Source organism: Nostoc sp. T09, assembly GCF_002154695.1.
Classification (GTDB): Bacteria; Cyanobacteriota; Cyanobacteriia; order Cyanobacteriales; family Nostocaceae; genus Aulosira.
The window spans coordinates 68,204-90,435 of sequence record NZ_MTAV01000028.1; the positions used below are offsets into that span (position 1 = coordinate 68,204).

The window sequence follows — 22,232 nt, forward strand, 5'->3', positions numbered from 1 at the left end:
ATCAGCAAGCAATGTCCACGCTAGTAGAGCAACACGAAACTATTACTGGAGTAGTCGAACGCTTGACTTTCTACTCTGAGGAATCGGGGTATACAGTGGCACGGCTGACACGCTCTGGTGTTAAAGATTTAACCACAATTGTCGGTAGCTTTGCTAATATCCAACCGGGGCAAACATTGCAACTAACCGGTTTCTGGCGTGACCATCCGCAGTATGGGCCGCAATTTCAAGTAATAAATTACAAAGAAACCAAACCTGCCAGCCTTACAGGTATTGAAAAGTATTTGGGTAGTGGACTAATTAAAGGTGTAGGGCCAGTAACAGCAAAGCGAATAGTTGCACACTTTGGATTGGAAACTCTAGAAATTATTGAAAACCAAATTGAGCGCTTGGTGGAAGTTCAAGGTATAGCTAAGAAGCGGATAAATATGATTAAAACCGCTTGGGAAACCCAAAAAGCCATCAAAGAGGTGATGGTGTTCTTACAAGGACATGGTGTTTCTACTACCTACGCGGTAAAAATTTATAAACAGTACGGTGATGAGGCGATCGCTACAGTTACGAATAATCCTTATCAGTTAGCTACCGACATCTACGGTATTGGCTTTCTCACTGCTGATAAAATTGCTCGGAATTTAGGAGTTGCACCAGATTCCGAATATAGATACTGTGCGGGAATTATCCATGCTTTAAGTGAAGCAGCAGAAGATGGAAACTGCTATTTACCCCAAGCCGAACTGATTGAGAAAGTAATTCCCTTATTAACTACTGAAACTCATCAGCCACCAGAAGCCGCACTTACAAAAATTATCAAAGACATGGCTCTCAAGGACGAGCTAATTAGAGAAAGTAGCGCCGATAAAATAATGAATTGCTACAAGCCTGCTTTCTTCCACACAGAACAAAACCTAGCACAACTGATACACCAACGCCTGAATCAACCTGTTGCTACCGACTTTCCCCGTGTTCGTTCTTGGCTGGAACGCTTTACCACCAGCCAAAAAATTGAACTTTCCACCCAGCAGCAAGAAGCAGTAGAAATGGCAGCTTACGCCCCTGTAATGATACTTACAGGCGGGCCCGGAGTCGGCAAAACATTCACCACCCACACCATTGTGTCACTGTGGAAAGCGATGGGTAAATCCATTGCCTTAGCAGCACCCACAGGACGCGCCGCCCAACGCTTGAGTGAAATGACTGGTTTGGAAGCAAAAACCATACATCGCTTGTTGGAATTTGACCCCAAAACAATGGGCTTTAAGCGCGACAGCGAGAATCCTTTGCCAGTAACAGCAATTGTCGTTGATGAAGCCAGTATGCTGGACTTATTTCTGGCTAACTCGCTGCTGAAAGCGATCGCCAAAAATGCTCAACTGTTGTTAGTAGGCGATATCGATCAGTTACCATCTGTAGGACCAGGAAGCATACTCGCTGACCTGATTAATTCTAATCGAGTGCCACTAGTCCGCTTAAATCAAGTATTTCGCCAAGCCCAACAAAGTGCGATCGTCACAGCAGCCCATCAAATCAATCGCGGACATTACCCAGCCATTGAACCGATATGCGATCGCCCTGTTTCCGATTGTCTTTGGCATGGTGGCGGATATCAACCAGAACACGGTGTTCAAGCGATTTGCGAACTAATTACAGACTTAATTCCGAATTTAGGCTTTAATCCCGCCACCGATGTGCAAGTACTTTGCCCAATGTCACGAGGAATAGTAGGTACTCGCAACCTCAACCAAGTCTTACAAGAACTGATTAATCCTCCCAGTGCTGAGAAAGTGGAAATCTCCAGAGGTGGAATTAAGCTGCGGGTAGGCGACAGAGTGATTCAGCAGACGAACGATTATCAACGGGAAGTATTCAACGGAGATTTGGGAATAATTACCGCCATTGATACTGTTGAGCAAGAAGTGAATGTCCAGTATTGCGATGCCTGCGGCAACCCCAATGGTGAACGCATTGTTACTTACGATTATGCTGATTTAAATGAGATATCCCTGGCATTTGCTACCTCAATTCATAAAAGCCAAGGCTCTGAATATCCAGTAGTAATTCTGCCAATATATATGCAGCACTACATGATGCTGAGCCGTAACCTCATCTATACTGGTTTGACTCGTGCTAAACAGTTAGCAATTATAATTGGTGCGAAAAAAGCAATCTCTTTAGCTGTAAATTCTACCGATAGACAACAACGCTACACCCAATTACAGCAGAGATTAATTCAGGCTGGATTGCGTTCATTAATTGCTGTTGATCAAACCTCTAGCATCAGTCAATATTTTGAATATCAAACTACTGATAAACAGATATAATCTGTGTTCATCTGTGTTTATCCGTGGTCCCCTTCTATCTTAATGTTAAACTGCGATCGCATAACCAGAAAACAGCACAGTTGTGATGAAATGTGTCAATTATGATGTTGGAGCAGGTTCAATATGTTCCCCAGCATAATAAACTAAGACTTTTCTTTGAGATTCATCAGGAATGTAGAAGACTCTATCTCCAGAAGTTACTTCGTATTCCCACGCTCCTTTATATTTCTTACCTTTTAAAGGAAATACTCGTTTTGGTTTCCGTGTCATTGGTGCAGTACATAAATCTTCATAGCAACGTTTTGTGTTTTCTGGACTACGTTGCATTAAAGCTTCCCACGCTTTGTTAATCCTTCGATTCTTGGCAACAACTAACCATGTTTTGTTTACCTCAGATACATTTGGAGCCGTCAGTTTAACTTCTGGCGGCTCCAAATTATCATTGCTTATTTCTTGGTCTGGCGGAATATCAGACATAAGAGAATTCACTTAGCATTTTCAACAGATGGTTGTGTCAATAGTATCTCATCTGTCTCGTCATTAAAAGCAGCCGCAAGCTCAGGGCTAGAGATTGCAATAGCGCTTTCATGCCATTCATGAATGATTGCGTCAATCATCTCCCATGCTGTGGTTGAAGAATCTACCAACCGAAAAGCCTTACTTAATTCCTTAATAAACTCTTGAAGTTCATCTGAGTCAAACACACTCAACCATCCGTAAGGATGTTCAAAGCCAATTTCTTTGCCTAATAACAGAGAAAAAGCGACAGTTAATGATTCAAAAACAGTTTTACTTTGAGTAGCTGTTTTAACTAGACAAGTTACTTCCTCTCTAGGCAATAAAGCAAAAAACTGTCCATTGCGTGTAATTGTTACGGGATGTTTAGCAGCTTTATCGAGAATATGACCTGGTTGACGGTTTAACTCTGTAGCGGAAATTAGCTCATCTAAGTAAGCGTTGTTCACAAATGCAAGAGACATAATTTTTGCGTTTTCTGAAAACGCTGAATCATTTAATGTGTGTTTATCACTCTTACGTATTATTTTACGTATTATTCTAACGTCGTCAATAAGCATTGTGGCGGATTCCCACAAAAGCCTTTCTCTATAAGGTTTTATGTTTCAAAGCAGAGCGTGCCTAACTAATTTCGCCATTAACCTGTTTAGGTGATGGACATCCAGGAATTTGGAAGATAATTCGACAATTTAATTGTCCTGGTTACTCACATAGGTAACTTTTTCAAAAATCAAACCATATTTAGATAGATTATTTACTCGAAAAATAGGTGTAATAGTAATATTTGCGACTTGCTAAACAACATTATTAGTTATATATACCAATGACATCTCAATGTAACTCAATTTTTCTACAAGAAATAGTAGATTTCCTTAATTGCTTCTTTAATGTTGAACTATTCCCCATAAGTGAAAAAGGAGGCATATATTTAGCATCATCACATCCTGTAACACGACTAGGATTAGCACTTGAACCAGACACGCAGTTACACGAGTGGATAAAAACCCAAAATTTAGATGCGCTATTCTTACATCGCCCTTGGAAATTAACAACAGAAGAAATTTCGCCCGAACTTGGAGTAATTTCCTATCATCTACCATTTGATGAGTGCTTGACGCTAGGTTTCAACCTCCGCCTAGCTCAAATTTTGCGAATGTCTCAGCTAGAAGTATTAGGAGCAAAAGAAAACAGAGCAATTGGCATGATTGGAGAAATTCCGACTCAGAGCTTTACGCATCTTTGCAATTGTATTACTCAAATTTTCGGCGGACAAGAACAAGTACATCTACCAATTAATTCTGATGTGAAACGCATTGCTGTAGTTGGTGCTATGACAGATTCCTTAGTTCGGGAAGCAGCTAATCGTGGTGCTGATGTTTTCATCACAGGACAGTTGCGACAACCAGCCGCAGCAGCAATGCAAGAAACTAAAATAGGAGCGATCGCAGTTGGTCATCGTCGCAGCGAATGGTGGGGTTTACGTTCTTTAGCTGGGGTTTTACAAGAACGTTGGTCTAGCTTGGAAGTATTTGTCAAAACTTAAATTAGGCAATAGGCAAGAGATAAATATTATTGCCTCTTGCCTATCAAAAGAATAGCGATCGCAATCTAGCTGTAGTATCAACTTCAGCAGTCAGGAATCTAAACACCAGCAGGCTGTTCGTTAAGTAATTCTTTAGCCACTTCGTCCACTGTTTTGTTGAGGTACACAGCTCTTTCATCTACTGCTCTCACCCAACTAATGGGAAACCAGTGATGTTGACCATCAGGAGCATTATTCTTCGTCAATTTGACGTAATTGCCCCCCTCTACAGAGTCGATATTCCCAATATGTGTGTCAGATGCTCCTTCTAAACCGCCAGGGCCTTCTGCATAAACGGGCAAGTGTTCTTTAATTTGTGATACGTTCATTAAGCCTCTTGTTTCAATTACTAAAAAGTCCGTTAAGTACTATAACTAAACATACCTAGCCTAGACTTTTTGGTTTTGAGAAATACACTATCAGAAGGCTTAGAGCATAACGAGATAAATCACCTCTTGGGTTATAAGTTTATAGAAATAAAATCTGATGATTATGTCTTATAGTACGTATGAATGCAAAGGATAACACTAGCAATATATTTAGGATTAATTCATCTAGTAGATGGCGAGCCTGCAAGTATCTACTCAAAGAATGAAAATCTGTACTGATGAGTGCGTTATATTTTCTATGTGAATCATATTTGATTTTGAAAAATCGGCTTATTGCCTGACTTTAGGAGTAAGTTCACGAATCAAATAGGACTCCTAAATTAAGCGATCGCAGGTTTCGTAGCTGTAGTTCCGAAACCTGAACCCCATCGAATTTTAATAAAATCGTCGGTACAGATGCATGGCACGCACTGTTGCCAGAAGTAGACTATATAGTTGTAGGCTTAATTGATGAAATAGTACTGCGTTGGAGTAGCCTGCCGAAGGCATCGCTGGCCAGCTATAGCCACACCCCACACAGAAATTTCCCCAGCATTGAAAGGGCGCATTGCCGAACGCTACAGAGCCTGTCAGCCTTTACCAAGATACTAAACAATTCAAAAGAGTACCCCAAAAACTGGGATACTAAGGCAATGAATTAACTTGCCTTATGTTTCATGTCCTAGATCAAGATATTACCATGATGGGTACTATGAAATTTTCAGTGGACTTTTCAGAATAAAGTCGTATGTCTTGCCTTTAATGTAAACAATTTTGCAAAAATTGTTGAGGCTAGTTAAAAAAATGTTTATATTCTCACAGACAAACTCTAGAGGAGTGAAACTTATATGAATCAAACTACGTCTGGATTGAGGTGAATTATCTTCGCTCCTCTGAGTCAAATGCAAAATGCCAGCTTTCCTAAACCCCTATACAGCATTAGTGTATCATAATTTACTTAGGCTATGCAGGTTGCTTTTCTGGGTTGCTGATGCATAGGTTTACAAAAATTTAAAATTTGCAGAATTGAGAAAAATGCCTTAGATAGTGGGGTTTTCAGGAGTTGGAGATTAAAAGTTAAGACTAGCAATGGATAATTTTTGCATAAGTTTAGTTATTCCAGACGTAATAAAAATGGAATCACTAAAAAATCTTCATCAAGAAGATGAGTTTAGGGGCAGCTGCCAGTTAATAAGTTAAGTGTGACAAATGGGGGTTGTGATGCAAACTTTAAAACAGGGTTTCGAGGAGCGCAATCTCGTTATGGCAACGGAAGCAGAAAAACTGGCGCAATATTGGCGAAAACGTCTAGTGGCCGAGTGTCCAGAACAAAGCGCAGCAGCCAAAGAAAGTATCATTCTTTGGCTGTTGGGACGTGACTTCCAACGGTTTGATTTGCTCAACCCGAAGGAACTTGAGATTGCCAAGCAAGCAATGGAATACCGTTATCGGATTTTACTGCAACGTTACCTGGGAATAGCACGAGAACGTGCTTATCGCAACCTGATAACTCGGCTAGCCAGTCTGATGACATTGCGGAATAAAATTCAGACTTGGGTTTCCCTCAGCCGCGATCGCCAGCGCAGTGTAATTGATGTATTACAAGAAATCATCCAGGAATTACTACAAGGCGATAGCTACATTCAAGATCAAATGGCTTGCATCGCTGAAATTACAACCGATCGGCGACTGCGAGATACTCTACTATTTGCCAGTATAGAAGAATACTGTTTGCGACCAGTACGCAATCAACCCCTGCTGGTTTACCGCTTTGTGAACTATCTGCGCCGTACTCAGCGTGGTGGCTTAACTCAAGTGCCAAGCAGTGATTTGATTAGGCTAGTCTCAGAAGAAATCCTTACGGATGACAGTGACAATAGAGTTAATTTGGTTGATAGTCAGGCGATCGCAGAATATCAAGAGACACAGGAACTAGAAGAGCAACAGATGTTGCGTCAGGCTGTACAACAAGAATTTGAAGAATATTTACAAGCAAATCTCGGCGCAGAAGCCGTAGAGTGGCTGCGACTTTATCTGCAAGGTAAGTCTCAAGACGAAATCGCCAAAAGACTGAAGAAGCAGATTAAGGAAGTATACCGACTGCGGGAAAAAATTAGCTACCATGCCGTGCGTGTTTTTGCTCTCAAAGGTAAGCCAGAACTAGTGGATAACTGGCTAGCAATTTCTTTGCAAGAACACAACTTGGGGCTAACACAAAACCAATGGCAGCAACTCTATGAACAATTGAGTCAACTTGGGCGACAGATTTTAGATTTAAGAAAAGCTGGCAACTCAATCGAAGCCACAGCTAAAGAATTAAAGCTCAAAACCCATCAGGTGTTGGGCGAATGGACAAAAGTCTATCTTGTAGCCCAAAGTTTAAGAACTCAAGAGTAACAAAATTTAGCTATGAGCCTGGTATATATTCTGATGTACTCGTATAAGGCTCAATTTGGAGCTATCTCTATTCATACATAGAATAAAAATGCCTTGAGAGTAAGTATTTCAGATTTTGGATTTGGGATTTATCCCCAATCCACAATCCTAGATTTAACTTCTAGACCTTTGTATTTAATCAAACTTTCCCTAACATATAAAGTATCTTTATTTACTACACACTAACTTAGAAGCACAATAGAATTATAAGAAAATAAAGCAAATATTAAATAAGCATATGTTGTCTTCCGAGGGCAAACTCACTGATAACGAAGAAACTGAGCCGCCGATCCCAGATGTAACTCCACTTACGGGTGAGCCAGAATCCAATAATCCCAAGGAGTTACCTAGCGATCGCGAGCACATCTTCTCGTTAATTGATACTCTCTTGTCCTTAGAAGCTTGCCTTTACCACCAAATTTTGCCTTTGAAGTTAAAAGGCAATCAACTGTTACTGGGTATGGTTGATCCGCAAGACAGCGAGGCATTAGATTACGTTAGCCGTATTCTGTCTTCTATCAATTACATATTGGTGACTGAGCCAATTGAAGGCGAGATTCACCACACTACCCTGTCAGCCTACCTCAACTATAAAAACCGATACTCCTCAGATGCGAAACAAACGCATCAGTCAAAAGTAGACTTTACCTCAAACAACAGGGCAGTTCCCCTCAGCGAGCAACTGAATTCTTCTGCAACTACCTACTCTGAATTAGATCTACAACCCTCACTGATTGAGACGCAAACAGAAATTCTGCCAGATTCTATTTCACAAGCCGATTTATCCGCAACCCCCAATTCAAATAGCGTGTCTGGAACTCTTACAGCTACCTCTGTTGATCAAAGTCAAGGGGAGCAAACGACTGAGGTAGTACTTCCGAGCAATTTAACTGTTTTGCCAGTGCAAATTCCAGATACATTAAGCTCGATTGAAGTGTTGGCAACGCTACCATCAAAAAAATTACTAGAAGAGTTATTAGCAAGAGTCTTGCTTGGGGGAATTGGCCGCCTGTATTTAGAAAGACAACATGACCAAGGCAGAATACTCTGGAGCGACAATGGGGTCTTGCAGTCGGTGATCGAAAATTTGCCGCTTGCAGTTTTCCAAGACGTAATCAATGAATTCAAGCAATTTGCTGGTCTACCCATCGCTACTTTTCCCGAACCAAAACAGGTAGAGAAGGAATGGCTATATCAAAACCATAGTTTGTTATTACGCTTACGAGTGATGCCTGGAATTTACGGTGAAGAGGCGACACTACAAGTCCTACGGGGAGCAGCATTAAAGTTCTATCAACAGCAACAGTTGAACCGACTTAGCCACGATACATTAGTAATGGCTAAACAACTAAGCTTCAAGTTGCACGAACTAGAGCAAAGACTGCTCTTTACCCCTAACTTACAATCTGAGCAATTCAAGGCTATGGTCGCCCTAACTCAACTAGTGGACAATTTAGACAAACAACTCAATGTCTTGGCTGGAGATAGTCAGCTACCAAAAAACAGTAAATAATACATCTGTCAGTAAAACCGCTGATTGCGATCCCAGACATAATTGCTATGTTGTACTAGAATCTCAGACTTAAAAATCTGAAAATTCTTAATTAATTTGTAACTATTTTGCTACCGTATTCAACCAATGATTGCGGTTTTAAAAAATATAATAGCCGACCTAATTTGCTCCTCCTGAATCAATTTTTTGCAGATATTTCATGCAGACTGAGGTTTTTAGTGAACTTTTTCCCTTACTAAGTACAGCCAATCCCCAAACTTTGGAATGGCTGCTGAATGTTGCAATTGACCATGAATACCCGGCTGAACGAGCTGTTTTGATGGAAGATGCTTGGGGTAATGCAGTTTATTTCTTAGTTTCTGGTTGGGTCAAAGTTCGGCGCACATCCGGAGATAATTTTGTCGCTCTAGCAATTTTAGGTCGAGGCGATTTTTTTGGAGAAATGGCAGTTTTAGATGAATCGCCGCGCTCAACTGATGTGATTGCTCTATCGCCTGTAAAGTTACTTAGTGTTTCTCGAGAGCGTTTTATTCAAATCTTATTTAAAGATCCGCATTTACATCACCGAATGCTACAACTGATGGTGCGGCGATTGCGACAAATCAATCTGCGCCTGCAAATGCGCTCTTCACCACCAGCAGTCAAACTAGCTCAGACCCTAGTTAGTTTGGGCGAAAGCTACGGTCAAAAATCAGACAAAGGAAGAGAAATTTTTAACATTCCCTTCAAAGATTTGGCAGAAGTGACAGAAATCAGTGTTGACGAAACTGGCAAAATCATGGAAAAACTGCATGAAAAAGGCTGGCTGGAAATTGACAGCACAAATAACATCATTTATTTGGTCAACTTTAAACAGTTGATCAATTTAGCTAACAAAGTTTAATGATTATTCCTGAAAATAAGATTCCCGAATTCTCTAGGAATTCGGGAATCTGGGTCTTTTTATATTTATAGAATTGTCACACATTCTAGAACGACCTTAGCGCAATGTTATTCGAGATTTGACAATTGACAATCGCTTACGCCTTAAACGTCAACACCGGACACAACCGCGCTACAACACCCACCATCTCCGCCTCGACTTGCACATCAATCACAGACTGAATCGGCTTGTAAGCAGCTGGTGCTTCTTCAATTCGACGTTCTTCTCGTAAGGTGATGCAGTCAACTCCAATTAATCCCAGTTCGGCTTCACTTTGAGATGCACCTTTACGGTTGAGGTCAAAACGCGACTTTACTCTTCCCGCGCCATGCGATGCTGAATTGCAAAACAGGGTGAAAGTCAGGCGTAGCACAGGCGCGACAGACACATCCACCTCCTGGGTGGTGAACGTTGGCGAGATTTGCTAACTGCTTGAGTGCTTTAGCTTCTACGGGGAATCCTTCAGGTAGTAGTATGTCTGCTACTGGTGCATCAGGAGAATTTCCTAAACGGACAGAATAAGTGCGTAGACGCGTTCGGGAGCGTTGCCGCAGGCTAGCGGCTTGTCGTGAGACATCGCTATAGCTAACATCCAAACCTTGCCGCGCTAAAGCACGCAAGAGACGTTGAAGATTTTTTGGCTGCATGAAAATTCCTGAGTAGTCTTAAAAAAGACTCTTGGTATTGAAGAGATTAGGAGACTTGGGTTCAGCAGCCGCGTCTCAATTGTTGTAAGGAGTTATTTTCCCAGCGTTGTGGGGAAAACAACAGGTTATATAACGTTCATAAAATAACCTTTTATAGGTTGACAAGCATTTTGTAGTACTTTGTACTGCGCTTAAATTACAGAAGGCTATAGTTAACTCAGCTAGACCAAACTTGTAAACGAACTTTAAATTTAGCGAAAAACTTGTAATATACTCTTGACTCTCCAGTTGGGTAGAGATTTTAGGATGAAGTTAAGGTAAATCTCAGCCAATAATCAGTAACAGCAAAACTCTAGATAAGCCCTAACATTTAGGAGCAGTTGAGATAGCGGCTTTGCCAAAAGCTAAAGATCCTGAAATGCAAAAATTGTCGAGGATGGCTTTAAATATAGCTACTCACTCACAAATTCTTGACCTCGCTCAAGCTATCATCAAATCGCAAATTGCTGAAATTTAGCAAATGCAGCAATGGTATCAAGCTTGGTCTCGATCGGTTTTCCCTTCGTTATTTTAAACTTATGACACTTAAACTCACAGTTCCCAACATGGCTTGTTCGGCTTGTGCAAACACTATTACTAATGCACTTAAAGCAGTAGATGCCAATGCTAATATTCAGGCAGATCCTAAAACTAAGCTTGTAAGTGTAGATACTCAAGCTTCAGAAAATGTCATTAAGGAAGCGTTAGCTGCTGCTGGTTATCCAGTTGCCTAATCCTTGACAGCGTTAAGTGTAGAGAGGTTATATGTAACGTCTCTACAGAGTTTCAACTTCAACCATAAAACAATACAGAAGCATCTTATTTTTGTAGGCAACCATTTAGAAACCTGTGTCTATCTTTGTATAGCCTTAGATTCATAGCAAAAGCTGCTTTGTATTCATTGTGCTGCTTTTAAAGACAACATTAAGGTTGGATGATAGGACAAATTGTATCCTCACGCTTATTATCCACATTCTTCCAACCGGAAAGCAATATTTCTATATCAGACCGTAATTTTAGCAACTGAGCTATCTGGCTATCGATCTGCATCAGCTTTTCTTCAAGCTTTTCTTGGATTTCATCACAGGGTGGTTGTCCTTCGTCATAGACATTCAAAATTTCCCCAATTTCTTCTAGGCTCAAGCCTAGACTTTGTGACCTTTTGATGAAGGCTAAACGAGCCAGCACATCTGCTGAAAACTGTCGAAAACCTCCTTCAGTTCTTCCTGATGACTTAATTAAACCTAAACTTTCATAATAGCGAATTGTTCTGATTGGTACTCCGCTTAAATCTGTTACTTGACCAATCAAAAGTAGTTTTTTATCGTGGGTTAACACGGCAAGACTCTCCAAAATTTGCAATTATCTTAACAAAATAAAGGCAAGAGATACTTTAGAAAGTAAACATTAACTTGTAGTAATACCCTATCAAATGCAGTGCCTGACGGCTAGTTTTCATAGTCTCAACTACTTAAATCATTACATGTCTGCAACATCACATACTTAAGAATATCGCTGAAATAAGGTGGATTTAGATCCCTGACTTATTGAATACTTCGGAGATATGAGCAAAAATTTTTGCTTAAGGGTATTGCCCAATAAAACCTAGATATGGTGGGCATTGCCTACGATTAAGCTCCAAAAGTAGGTCATTATTTCAAAAATTAAACCGGATTCTCATAGAAGTTTTATATATCATAGATGTAGGCTCTAAACAGCTATTTAATTGTTAAGCAGATCTGTTACCTTGTGAGACCATTTGTGTCAGAAGATATGCACTAATGTCTAAAAACTGATCTAGTAAACTACCAATAACACCAATGTAGAGTATTGCCTGGATGATGTAATTTGTGTTGCCAATTTTATAAGCATCCCAGGCGAGTGAGCCAAGTCCTTTTGGGCCTGTCAACATTTCTGTAGCAATAACTGTGAACCACGCTACCCAAATGCCTACTTTCAAAGCATGAAATATATGAAATATTGCTGCTCGAAAGTTATTGTTCTGTCTGTAAAAATGCCGCATTCCTATTGCAGTATTCACTATCATTGTCCAGAGAGTTCCAATGAAAATTACGACTACAGTTGCGACTTCACTATCTTTAAATACTATAAGCGCAATCGGTAGTAAGGCTATAGGAGGGATACTATGAGGTATTTGAAATATCCGCTTGAATAGCTGGTAAATTGTGCCATTGATACTAATTAAGTATCCAATGAAACCACCTAAAATAGCGGCTGGAATATAACCTACAAATAATCTTTGTAGGCTAGATAAAACATCTAGAAGTATACTGTGTTCCATGCCTCAGTTCTCATTTGGAAACTCTAGGGAATACTGCGGCAATTGCAAAAAATAGTGAATAGACAAACAATAAGGAGGTGTAAAAGTCTGTTTAAATCAAATTTAACAAAAATTGCAAGCTAACTTAATAAATTAAATAAAATTTCAATAATTCAATTTTTAGATGCGTCTAACTTAAATAATCAAAAAATTACATTAAATATAATTGAATACTATTACCCAGTAATCAGTACGCAGATTACTGATTACTGGTTACTAATTATTTCCCGAGATTTCGTTTCATTTGTTCTAACTCATCCTGAGTTTCCCAACGGCGAAACTTATCTTCTAAGTCGTCAAAACTACTAGAATAATTGCTAGTTGCTTTTGACCACCCGTCAGTTTCTAAGCGCTGTTGAGCTTGAGCTTTTGCACGTGTTGTTTGCGCTTCGGTAGCTTTGGCTTGCACCTCTTGTCGTCGAACCTGAATTTTTTTGAGTAATTCTTTAGATTGATTAATGCGTTCTTTTAACCCTTGCATCTGTCCCCATCGCTGATTTCCTTCACGCAATAAAGCTGCTTCTCTTTCTTGGGCCGCAACGGCTAAATCCTCTCTAGCAGCAGCTTTCGCCTTTTGAACGCGGATGTGCCAACGCTGAATTTCTTGAGCGGTAGACAGAATTTCCTCTTGCAATCGCTTTTCCTGTAATTGCAAATCTGCAACCAGCTTTAACGTATCTTCCTCTTGCTCCCGCAGCTGTTCTAACAGCGCTTCTAATTCCAAATGGGGATTATTACGCAAGAATTCTTCTAAACGGTTTTCCAGAAACCGACTTAAATCATCAAATAAGCCCACTGTTAGAACTCCAGAGTCAGGTGTGTGACTTTATTGTAGTAATTATTATCATGGGAGAAAAGCTACTTGTAACAGTTCACTATAAAGAGGAGGGGAATAGGGAACAGGAAAGAAGGAAGATAGAGGTGTACAGATTTTTTTTAATCAAACACCCTTTTATGATAATGGTTTTATCCAAAAATCTGCTCTTTAACTAGTCAAAATATAACTAAAGATATAGGTAAATTTAACATAAGCAAACTATTTTAATTTCTCCGCAAAATCAGAAGTTACTTGAGATAATTTCCAGGAATTTTACAACTTGAGCTTGTAGCTGATTTAAACAGGTTAATTATAATTATTAGTAGAGTGCGCATTCAATGTTACAACGTAGTTTGATTATTGCTGCTTTTACTACAGTTATTGGCTTAAGTGTAGTCAACCAAAGTGTACCAATATTGGCAGCATCCCAGCAGCAAACTTCTCGCATTCAACAACCGCATTTTAAAAACTATCCAGCAAAGCCAGTATTCCAAGGGAAGCCAGCTGCACTAGCCGCCAGTAGCCAAGAAATCAAAGACTACGAACCACAACTGAACGCGACTGTTAACAAAGGTACGAATTTTGCAGGTCATTATGCGATCGCCGATCATCTCAATCGTGCTATGGGTGGTGTAGATACAGCAGCAATTGTCGATCTCAAAACTGGTCAGGTTTATCTACCGACACAACTTTATGGCTATCACGATCAACGCGGTGCTGGATATAATCCTCCCAGACCTGACGGTGGCTTACACTATCGTGCTAATAGCAAGTTACTCATAATTGTTGGTCAAGCTGGAGGTCAGGACACAGAACAAAGTATTGGGCGTTTCTACTATAAATGGGAAAATAATCAATTAAAATTCCTGCAATTTGTAGCATCACCCTATAAATCTCAATAGAGTTGATTTTTTCATTATCGCTGGGATTTATGTCAACAAATCTTCAACTCCAGTACGTTTAAGCAATAGTTTCAGTTTGTGCAGTATCAGATGATCAATTTTTGTTTAATTTAACGATATAGAATGGCAGACAAAAGCGGTTATTTAGATATGCGTTACAAAGTCAAGTTAAATAAAACGAAGCGAGGATATGCTATCTGGTGCCCTGCTTTACCAGGATGTTGGACTTTGGGAGAAACAGAAGAAGAGGCTTTAGAGAATATCAAAGATGCCATTAAAACCTATTTAGAAACTGTTGATGAAGTAACTCAAAATGCAGAGCTACGTTATGTAGAGATTCGATAATCTTTGACAAATACTTCGTGTCTTAGTGTTTTTGAGTTGAAAAATGAGCGATAAAGACACTAAGATACAAATAAAAATGCTCTTGCTCTATTATCTATATATAGCATTCCTATTTGATTTGTGAAATTATTTGTCAAGGCAGGAAATAGGAAAGAAGGTACTTAGACATATAAGAAATTTTTTCAAATATTAAACTAGATTCCTCTAGTTAGCTGTAAAGATATTTGCCAATTGACTAAATTGGCGTTAACCAATAAGTAATGCCTCTTACCACTGTTTTCTTAAAACCAAACAGAGGTAATTGTTCTTCTGTTAAACCTAAATAAGTCCAATGGGGAATATCACTTTCTACAGTTTGAAACCAACCATTTTGATTTAAAGCTTGTCTCTGCTTTTGACTTGATACACGTAAATCAATGGCTAATCCCCAAAGATGTTGTGATGTTCCAGGTGGTGCAACTATCCCCAGAATTGCTGTTTCTTTACCCTGGCGAACTTTCTCTAAGGTTCTATCGTTAGCGTATTTTTGCCAAAATCTCAAATTTGTGGTGAAAGTACGAGTACAATCACCGCTACCATAACCTGATTTGAGAGGAATTTTTTGGAGCGATCGCGCTTTATTAAAAGCTAATCCTGCTGATTGCTGTAAATAACAATCATTCGTCCCATCAACTTTAATCATTGTCAGGGTAGATTGAAATTCTTTGGTTTCTTGCTCGTTAGCAAAGATAACTTTTTGCGGCAGTTTAGTCTCTGGTTCTTGATTGACAAATGCTGCGCCATATTTATCTAACAATATATATTCAAAAGTACCAGGTTGGGGGATTATTGGTAACTTATTAGCAATAGTAGACAAAAAACGCTGTTGCTCGTTTAATTGGGGATTAGGTGTAAATAGTTTACTTGGCGTAGGTAAAGTTATCTGTTGGGGATTGCCTAGACATGGAATTGAAGTAGCACTTAAGCAACTGTTGAATTGTGCGGTGTTAATAACTGATTGGTGGTGAGCAACTCCATTGCTAGCAACTAAAGCAAAAGAAATAAAGAAAATAATTGACAAAAAAGCTATTTTACGCAGAATTCGTTGCATTAAGTGATAAATTAAATAGATAATTGGCTTTTAATTTCTGTACAAAATTTTACAAACTCTTGAAAAGTAGGTAAGTGCTGATTTTGAGCCTTAATCCTTGTTAATAATTGCTCTAAATAATATGGCTTCAATACATCACCTGGGTTTCTTTTAGAATAGTTAATATTTTTGGCTTTAAATAATTCTTTTAAATAAGCTTCATGGAATTGAGCATGAGTATTAAAATTGTGATATTTACCCATCAACTCTGGACAGTTCACTGAAATATCATAATACCGAGTGTAGTCTAGTAATGTAAGATCTTGAGGTTGTCTTGAGTAAATTTTTCGATTTCCTAGAAACCAAGTTTCTAAACACCTATTTTGGATGATGAGTACAAGCTCAATATTTCCCATCTGAATTTTTTCAGCATTTAAAAAATCATAAATTTCTTGTTGGATTTCACTAACTGTATTTTCTTCTGCGTCTAGACATACTACAAGGTAGTTGTAATTTCCCTGTTGTTGAATATCTGCGATCGCATTAGGTAAATGAATATCAATTATTGAAGGATAACCTTCGGCACTGAATAAGTAATAATTATTTTTCTTAACTTCATCGTAACTTTGAACTTGTTTTAGTTCTGGTAAAAGATAAGCTAACCAAGCTGGATAAACTTTTCTTTCAGTTCTTTTTCCTTCGACAAGAAAGTAAAGATTCATCCCACTGCAATGCCTTCTTTGTAAGCATCAAGATTAATCAGTTGCATAAATGCCTGATGTCTAGATTTACCAAGATTAAACTCTTTAGCGTCTCTCGCTTTCACAATACCACCTCGACGAGTCACAATTTTCCAGTGTTCCATGCCGATGTTATTAATTATATAAGGATGGTGGCTAGTAATTATAAATTGTAACTTCTTATTTTCTAATAAGAGTTCTGTCACAATATCAATACAATTAACTCCTAAACTATTTTCAAATTCATCAATTAGAATAACAGTTTCTTCAGCAGATAAATAAAGTTCGCTGATATACATTAGCGTTTTGTACATACCTGAAGAAATTTGAATTTGATTGATCCAATTATTTACATCTTTTTCTTTAATTTTTACTAAAGGATAGTTTTTTGAATTAAGAAATTTAAATAATTCTTCATCTTGTTCTAGTTTAATATCTTCAACTTGCACAAATATTTCCATGAAATGCTTTTTGATTTTATCAAAAATCTCAGGAAAATATTCGTATGCTAATCCTAATTTTATTTGATTTAATAGATTACTTTTTTGGATATCCTCTAAAGTTAATGATGAATACTTATCTCTTAATAAAGAATAATGATCGAAAATTTTCTTATTAGCAAAAAAACTTAGAAATATCATACTATTACTGCCATAATCCTCACTATTTTCTTTAATTTGACTAAATCCATATTTAATTGGAGCGATATCTTCTTCTTCGCTCAATATTGCTACTACACTTTGAAAGGAAGATAGCTTTGGTAAAATTTGATCACGAAAATTTATTTCTTGTGCATTTCTTTGAATAATAGTCTTACCATTTACTGATAAAAATTCGTTAATTATCTTAAATTGATTTTTTTCATTTTGATTATCTAATATCAAATTGACCAGTTTTCCAGTTTCAAATTCTCCATGCCAATTATATAAATTTGTATCAACTGTAAATTCTATATTCCAACTTACTCCATTGAAGGATTTTCCATTAGCTATTTTCTGCAAATTTATAATCGATTCAAGAATTTGAGTTTTACCAACGCCAGAAGCACCAACCAAAAGATTTAAGTCCGAAAACTGTATTGGCTCAAAACACCACTCTCGCTGATGATCATAATATGATAATTGATTTATTTTCATAATTTATACCTAGTAAAGTAAAAAAGTGGCTCATTGGTGTAGTAAGATGATTTTAACTTAATTTATCATTACGCAAATATCAAATAATATTATTTAATATATATGCTTGGTATGGGCTGAAAGTTAATTTATCAAATTACTAACCTAATATTTGTAGTAGAAATATAATATATTTTGCCTAGAACTAAATTGTAAAAATGGAAATCTCAAGATATTCCTTTTTAATGCATATTGATTAATAGCGGATAATATGATCGCATATCCAAACACATCCATGAAACTACGGTATCAGCTAAAATTGAAAATAACTCTCAGCTTGCCGAATTTGTAAGTATGACCATGCACAATTCCATTGAATTCCATGACGCTTTTGATGTCATTGTCGTCGGTGCAGGTCACTCCGGTTGCGAAGCAGCCCTTGCCACTGCCCGCCTCGGTTGTCGTACTCTGCTGTTGACGCTTAATTTAGATAAAATCGCTTGGCAACCATGCAACCCAGCAGTCGGTGGCCCAGCCAAATCCCAATTAACCCATGAAGTTGATGCTCTAGGTGGGGAAATTGGTAAGGTGGCTGACCGGACTTATCTGCAAAAGCGGATTCTCAATTCTTCACGGGGACCAGCAGTATGGGCATTACGGGCCCAAACAGATAAGCGGGAATACGCAGCCGTGATGAAAAGTATTGTTGAGAATCAAGATAACTTGATCATTCGAGAGGGAATGGCAACGGATTTAGTGCTAGGCGCTAATGATGAAGTAATTGGCGTTCAGACTTACTTTGGTGTGTCCTTCCACTGCAAAGCAGTTATCTTGACGACTGGTACATTCTTAGGCGGAAAGATTTGGGTTGGTAACAAGTCAATGGCGGCGGGACGTGCGGGAGAATTTGCCGCTGAAGGATTGACGGATACTTTAAATCGTCTGGGATTTGAAACTGGAAGACTGAAGACCGGCACCCCAGCCAGGGTAGACAAGCGATCGGTAGACTACAGTAAAATGTCTATCCAACCCGGGGATGAACAAGTAAGCTGGTTTAGCTTTGACCCGGAAGTATGGGTAGAACGGGAGCAAATGCCTTGTTACATTACCCGCACCACCCCCGAAACCCATCGCCTGATTCAAGAAAATTTGCACCTGTCGCCTGTTTATGGTGGTTGGGTAGAAGCGAAAGGACCTCGATATTGTCCGAGTATTGAAGATAAGATTGTGCGCTTTGCCGATAAGGAAAGCCATCAAATATTTATTGAACCAGAAGGCAGGGATATTCCCGAACTTTACATTCAAGGGTTTTCCACAGGGTTGCCGGAAAATTTGCAACTGCAAATGTTACGGAGTCTTCCTGGTTTAGAAAACTGTGTGATGCTACGTCCAGCTTATGCAGTGGAATATGACTATTTACCTGCAACTCAGTGTTATCCCACACTGATGACTAAAAAGATTGCGGGACTGTTTTGTGCTGGGCAGATTAACGGCACAACAGGTTATGAGGAAGCAGCAGCTCAAGGATTTGTGGCAGGTGTAAACGCGGCGCGCTTTGTACGCGATCGCGAAATGATTGTGTTTCCGCGTGAGCAAAGTTACATAGGAACTTTGGTTGATGACCTGTGTACGAAGGATTTACGTGAGCCTTACCGTATGCTCACAAGTAGGTCTGAGTACCGTTTAATACTACGTTCTGATAATGCTGACCAGCGATTAACACCTTTAGGACGGGAAATCGGGTTAATTGATGATCGCCGTTGGGATTTATTTACCCGCAAACAAGCACAGATTATTGCGGAAAAAGAACGGCTGCACGCCACACGGGTTAAAGAACATGATGAAATCGGAGTTGCGATCGCAGCTGATACCCAACAAGCAATTAAAGGCTCAATTACTCTAGCTGACTTGCTACGGCGTCCGGGATTTCACTACCTCCACCTCGATAGGTACGGATTGGGCAATCCCAGCCTCAACTCTGTTGAGAAAGATGGCGCAGAAATTGACATCAAGTATTCTGGTTACCTGGCGCGGCAACAAAATCAGATTGAGCAGATTTCCCGTCAGGCGCACCGCCAGTTGCCTACGGATTTAGATTACACAAAAATTGATACCCTTTCTAAGGAAGCGAGAGAAAAGTTAAGTAAAGTAAAACCGCTGACTGTTGGTCAAGCAGCACGTATTGGTGGAGTGAACCCCGCAGATCTTAATGCCTTGTTAATATATCTAGAATTACGTAAAACAAAGTTCCAGTCAGAGTTTCCAGCGTTGGCTTCAAAAAAACTTCATGAAGCATGAGTATAGTAGTAGGGAAGAGATTGGGTATGATAGATGACATGGATTAAGAACTGGCATCATCAGCAGTCTCTGGATTCTAAGTTGAATTTAATACCACTGAGCAATCAACCAGTCTACTTAGGCGGAAGATTGCCAACTTCACAGAAAATCCTAATTCCCAGGCAGTAGGGGCGGTATTTTCCCGTCCTAGCAGCTACCACCCAAAAGCCTATGTTAAAAGAAGCCAGCACTCATGTGATTATTCCAGAACCATCAGAAGACTTGATCGCCAACGAGCCTTGGACGATAGATGTCTATGCTGATGGCTTGATGGATGAACTCTTTGCCGATATCGACAATGTTCTGGATGCTAGTGGGAATTTTGCTTCCCAAACTGTGAATGTAGATTATGTTCCTCTACAAACAGTTAAAGTACCGCAGATTGTCTTGCCAAATGAACTGCACCAAACCATACAAGGAGTTTCCCAAATGAGGGAAAAGCCTTTGAGTAAGTTTGGAGTTGACACGCCTGTGAGAAAAGCAGTTACTCGCAAGCTGAAGAAAAACAGGCGTCCATTGGCGAGATTAGTAATTGTCGGCACAACCATTGTCGGCGTGGCGATCGCTGGCATTATCTACCTGCTAAACTCTAGGGTGCTAACTTTCCCTTTCAAGCCAATCACAGCAGCATATCTTCAGGTACCGCAGACGCAGTCACCTCAAAGAGTTGATGTCCAGGCTGAGTTGGTTGACTATATGCTAGGAGCACTGTCAGTCATAGATCAGCAACAGAACAGAACTAATCAAAGCTACGCCAACTCAGGACTCGCCATTAGCGCAACTCCCAAGTCACCAGTCTTAGCTTTGGCTAGCAATCAAAAAAGTCTGCTTTTGCCAACACCTCTGACAGCTAACAATACATTACCAGCCCCTAACGTCGCCAAAAACATTGTTGAGCGCATATACATACCTGTATATCAAGCACCTTCTCCAATGCGCTATGCACCACCGCTGCTTCCTGGTATTCCCACACTCATAGCACCAGTAAAGACTGCATCGGCTACATCCCGACCTAATGCTGTGAAAAACGCCTTAAATTCTGTGCGTAAACCAGCCAAGCCTGTAAGTGTCAATATGTTTGCCGCTGCTGTGCGCACAGATCTCAAACCTGTGAATGTACGCACTGCACCGATTGTCATCGGACAATCATCTAATCTGCTGCCAACATTACCAGTTGTACCTTTCCGGGCTGCACCGCCACAACTTCCTATGGCTACAGCATCGGTATATTCCGCATCCCAGCAACAGGCTACATCAACTACTACAAATGCTGCTACTCCTAGCCATATCCTCGAGGGAATACTAGAGTTAGGAAGCAAATCTGCGGCTTTGTTTAAAGTCGATGGTGCAACGCACCGCTTTGTTGTCGGTGAAAGCATTGGCTCAAGTGGTTGGACGTTAGTAGATGTCAATAACGGTGAAGCGATCGTTCGTCGTAATGGCGAAGTGCGATCAATTTACACAGGACAGAAGCTGTAGAAAATTTATTTTTACTCGATGTAAGGTCGAGGTTGGAAAAATCTAGAACTTTACAATTGATTGAAATGCAGATTCACCATAGGTAGGGCTTATGCCTTACCTACTATATTTGGGCGTGTACTACCAAACCACTAAGCAGAAATGAAAACCTGTGGTGAAGAGTTGTAACCCTATGATTCGGCTACTTGTATTTACTAGTTATTTTGCCAGAGAATATTTTTTTCTGACCCATTTGACTAATAATACAGTAATTTCCCTTATTTGTTATCAGGGGTATGACACCTCATTGCACTATAAACTCGGTAATTAAACATAATCGATACAATTAATTAGCTAGATACTTCTGCGTAAATGCGCGGTGATTGGTATCCCGCTCGTGGAATGACTGCGATCGCGCTGTGCGTATACTCGCAGGTATGAAAAAGAGGCTAGGGATTAAGGATTAGTACTCTGTCAAGCTTGAATTGACAGTTTTACACCGAGGACGCTAAGAGCAAGAAAATTAAAGTTCCCCGCGTTCCCTTGCACGTAGGTCAACCTTAATCCCTCAAACTCGCCTTCATCAGGATTTTAATTGAAGCTATCAGTTATGAAATTACCTGCCAAGAATTAGCCGCAACTATCTAGGGCAGTAACTTAGGCTCAAAAACCCACTGACTGGGATGTGCGCTGCATACACCTACTTACAGCAGAATTCAGGAGTTAGAATTCAGAATTCAGAAGTAAAACAGTCTTTATGCTTG

Annotated in this window: 21 protein-coding genes; 10 read left to right on the forward strand and 11 right to left on the reverse strand. The window is 39.6% G+C overall.

Features of this window, described 5'->3' with window-relative positions; translation table 11 throughout:
• Positions 1–11 precede the first annotated feature (11 nt).
• Positions 12–2,321: an ATP-dependent RecD-like DNA helicase gene (locus tag BV372_RS08350; RefSeq protein ID WP_086685805.1), complete on the forward strand. Its 2,310-nt coding sequence runs from the start codon at positions 12–14 to the stop codon at positions 2,319–2,321.
• A 99-nt stretch (positions 2,322–2,420) separates the two neighbouring features.
• Here the strand turns inward: BV372_RS08350 and BV372_RS08355 are convergent, their stop codons facing one another.
• Positions 2,421–2,798, reverse strand: coding sequence for a hypothetical protein (locus BV372_RS08355; RefSeq protein ID WP_086685767.1), 378 nt, complete (start codon positions 2,796–2,798; stop codon positions 2,421–2,423).
• Between the two features lie 8 nt (positions 2,799–2,806).
• Complete coding sequence (locus BV372_RS08360) at positions 2,807–3,301, reverse strand: type II toxin-antitoxin system prevent-host-death family antitoxin (protein WP_086685769.1); 495 nt, start codon at positions 3,299–3,301, stop codon at positions 2,807–2,809.
• Positions 3,302–3,660: 359 nt separating this feature from the next.
• Here BV372_RS08360 and BV372_RS08365 point away from each other — a divergent pair, with 359 nt between their 5' ends.
• Positions 3,661–4,380 carry a Nif3-like dinuclear metal center hexameric protein gene (locus tag BV372_RS08365; protein WP_086685771.1) on the forward strand — a complete coding sequence of 240 codons (720 nt, stop codon included), beginning with the start codon at positions 3,661–3,663 and terminating at the stop codon, positions 4,378–4,380.
• A 98-nt stretch (positions 4,381–4,478) separates the two neighbouring features.
• On the opposite strand, the gene BV372_RS08370 is transcribed toward BV372_RS08365, so the two are convergent.
• Complete coding sequence (locus tag BV372_RS08370) at positions 4,479–4,748, reverse strand: DUF2171 domain-containing protein (protein WP_086685773.1); 270 nt, start codon at positions 4,746–4,748, stop codon at positions 4,479–4,481.
• A 1,248-nt stretch (positions 4,749–5,996) separates the two neighbouring features.
• On the opposite strand from BV372_RS08370, the gene BV372_RS08375 reads away from it, so the two are divergent.
• From BV372_RS08375 to BV372_RS08385, 3 genes are all read left to right on the forward strand, one after another.
• Positions 5,997–7,184, forward strand: a complete 1,188-nt coding sequence (locus BV372_RS08375) for a HetZ-related protein 2 (RefSeq protein ID WP_086685774.1) — start codon at positions 5,997–5,999, stop codon at positions 7,182–7,184.
• Positions 7,185–7,461: 277 nt separating this feature from the next.
• The gene (locus tag BV372_RS08380; protein ID WP_086685776.1) at positions 7,462–8,736 is read left to right on the forward strand and encodes a pilus assembly protein PilB; all 1,275 of its coding nucleotides are present in this window, start codon (positions 7,462–7,464) and stop codon (positions 8,734–8,736) included.
• Between the two features lie 199 nt (positions 8,737–8,935).
• The gene (locus tag BV372_RS08385; RefSeq protein WP_086685777.1) at positions 8,936–9,619 is read left to right on the forward strand and encodes a Crp/Fnr family transcriptional regulator; all 684 of its coding nucleotides are present in this window, start codon (positions 8,936–8,938) and stop codon (positions 9,617–9,619) included.
• Between the two features lie 136 nt (positions 9,620–9,755).
• Here the strand turns inward: BV372_RS08385 and BV372_RS37430 are convergent, their stop codons facing one another.
• Together BV372_RS37430 and BV372_RS37435 are read right to left on the reverse strand one after the other, a co-directional pair.
• Positions 9,756–10,046 (reverse strand): RtcB family protein, encoded by a 291-nt coding sequence (locus tag BV372_RS37430; RefSeq protein WP_256973120.1) that lies wholly within the window; start codon positions 10,044–10,046, stop codon positions 9,756–9,758.
• The gene (locus BV372_RS37435; RefSeq protein ID WP_256973121.1) at positions 9,958–10,305 is read right to left on the reverse strand and encodes a hypothetical protein; all 348 of its coding nucleotides are present in this window, start codon (positions 10,303–10,305) and stop codon (positions 9,958–9,960) included. The genes BV372_RS37430 and BV372_RS37435 overlap by 89 nt, the downstream gene beginning before the upstream one ends.
• 578 nt (positions 10,306–10,883) lie before the next feature.
• Here BV372_RS37435 and BV372_RS08395 point away from each other — a divergent pair.
• Positions 10,884–11,078 (forward strand): heavy-metal-associated domain-containing protein, encoded by a 195-nt coding sequence (locus BV372_RS08395; RefSeq protein WP_086685779.1) that lies wholly within the window; start codon positions 10,884–10,886, stop codon positions 11,076–11,078.
• A 190-nt stretch (positions 11,079–11,268) separates the two neighbouring features.
• Here the strand turns inward: BV372_RS08395 and BV372_RS08400 are convergent, their stop codons facing one another.
• The 3 genes from BV372_RS08400 to BV372_RS08410 all read right to left on the reverse strand — a co-directional run bounded on the left by BV372_RS08400 (position 11,269) and on the right by BV372_RS08410 (position 13,481).
• Positions 11,269–11,682: a heavy metal-responsive transcriptional regulator gene (locus tag BV372_RS08400; RefSeq protein ID WP_086685780.1), complete on the reverse strand. Its 414-nt coding sequence runs from the start codon at positions 11,680–11,682 to the stop codon at positions 11,269–11,271.
• Between the two features lie 391 nt (positions 11,683–12,073).
• Positions 12,074–12,646 carry a nitrate transporter gene (locus BV372_RS08405; RefSeq protein ID WP_086685782.1) on the reverse strand — a complete coding sequence of 191 codons (573 nt, stop codon included), beginning with the start codon at positions 12,644–12,646 and terminating at the stop codon, positions 12,074–12,076.
• A 259-nt stretch (positions 12,647–12,905) separates the two neighbouring features.
• Positions 12,906–13,481, reverse strand: coding sequence for a TIGR04376 family protein (locus BV372_RS08410; protein ID WP_086685784.1), 576 nt, complete (start codon positions 13,479–13,481; stop codon positions 12,906–12,908).
• Between the two features lie 359 nt (positions 13,482–13,840).
• On the opposite strand from BV372_RS08410, the gene BV372_RS08415 reads away from it, so the two are divergent.
• Both BV372_RS08415 and BV372_RS08420 read left to right on the forward strand, forming a co-directional pair.
• Complete coding sequence (locus BV372_RS08415) at positions 13,841–14,404, forward strand: hypothetical protein (RefSeq protein WP_086685786.1); 564 nt, start codon at positions 13,841–13,843, stop codon at positions 14,402–14,404.
• Between the two features lie 150 nt (positions 14,405–14,554).
• Complete coding sequence (locus tag BV372_RS08420) at positions 14,555–14,749, forward strand: type II toxin-antitoxin system HicB family antitoxin (RefSeq protein ID WP_086685807.1); 195 nt, start codon at positions 14,555–14,557, stop codon at positions 14,747–14,749.
• A 235-nt stretch (positions 14,750–14,984) separates the two neighbouring features.
• Here BV372_RS08420 and BV372_RS08425 read toward each other — a convergent pair whose 3' ends face one another.
• The 3 genes from BV372_RS08425 to BV372_RS08435 are packed head-to-tail and all read right to left on the reverse strand — an operon-like array spanning position 14,985 to position 17,694.
• Positions 14,985–15,839 carry a D-alanyl-D-alanine carboxypeptidase family protein gene (locus BV372_RS08425; RefSeq protein WP_086685788.1) on the reverse strand — a complete coding sequence of 285 codons (855 nt, stop codon included), beginning with the start codon at positions 15,837–15,839 and terminating at the stop codon, positions 14,985–14,987.
• 11 nt (positions 15,840–15,850) lie between these two features.
• Positions 15,851–16,540: a hypothetical protein gene (locus tag BV372_RS08430; RefSeq protein ID WP_086685789.1), complete on the reverse strand. Its 690-nt coding sequence runs from the start codon at positions 16,538–16,540 to the stop codon at positions 15,851–15,853.
• On the reverse strand, positions 16,537–17,694 hold the full coding sequence (locus BV372_RS08435; protein WP_086685790.1) for an AAA family ATPase: 1,158 nt from the start codon (positions 17,692–17,694) through the stop codon (positions 16,537–16,539). The genes BV372_RS08430 and BV372_RS08435 overlap by 4 nt, the downstream gene beginning before the upstream one ends.
• 333 nt (positions 17,695–18,027) lie before the next feature.
• Here BV372_RS08435 and mnmG point away from each other — a divergent pair, with 333 nt between their 5' ends.
• Together mnmG and BV372_RS08445 are read left to right on the forward strand one after the other, a co-directional pair.
• Positions 18,028–19,971 (forward strand): tRNA uridine-5-carboxymethylaminomethyl(34) synthesis enzyme MnmG, encoded by a 1,944-nt coding sequence (mnmG, locus tag BV372_RS08440; protein ID WP_086685791.1) that lies wholly within the window; start codon positions 18,028–18,030, stop codon positions 19,969–19,971.
• A 210-nt stretch (positions 19,972–20,181) separates the two neighbouring features.
• Positions 20,182–21,489, forward strand: a complete 1,308-nt coding sequence (locus BV372_RS08445; RefSeq protein WP_086685792.1) for a hypothetical protein — start codon at positions 20,182–20,184, stop codon at positions 21,487–21,489.
• The last annotated feature ends 743 nt before the right edge of the window (positions 21,490–22,232 follow it).